At 72.5% G+C, this 229-nt stretch carries 1 pseudogene; it reads right to left on the bottom strand.

Going from position 1 to position 229, the window contains the following annotated elements:
• Window positions 1–186 (bottom strand): annotated as a pseudogene (locus tag NVV99_RS27070) (hypothetical protein); the annotation flags it as partial.
• Window positions 187–229: the final 43 nt, after the last annotated feature.

Raw genomic sequence — 229 nt, 5'->3', positions numbered from 1 at the left:
CGCCCCGGTGCCGTCGGCGATACGCAGGTCCGGCGGAACGATCCTGCCGGGGCACGACACACGGGAGGTGCGGGGACGGACGACCGTCGCACGCGTGGAGCCACGGACGGCGGAACCGGCGGCGCGACGGGGCGCGGACGACCGCGAGGGAAGGCTACCGGACGGCGAGAGAGTGGGAACCGACACGGAGCTGATCCTTGGCTGCTGATCCGGACGTGATGACCGGAGA

Source organism: Rhodococcus sp. PAE-6 (genome assembly GCF_025290685.1).
GTDB lineage: Bacteria > Actinomycetota > Actinomycetes > Mycobacteriales > Mycobacteriaceae > Rhodococcus > Rhodococcus pyridinivorans.
Note: the sequence above shows the minus strand (reverse complement) of the source record. Positions and strands in the feature narration are given on the sequence as shown.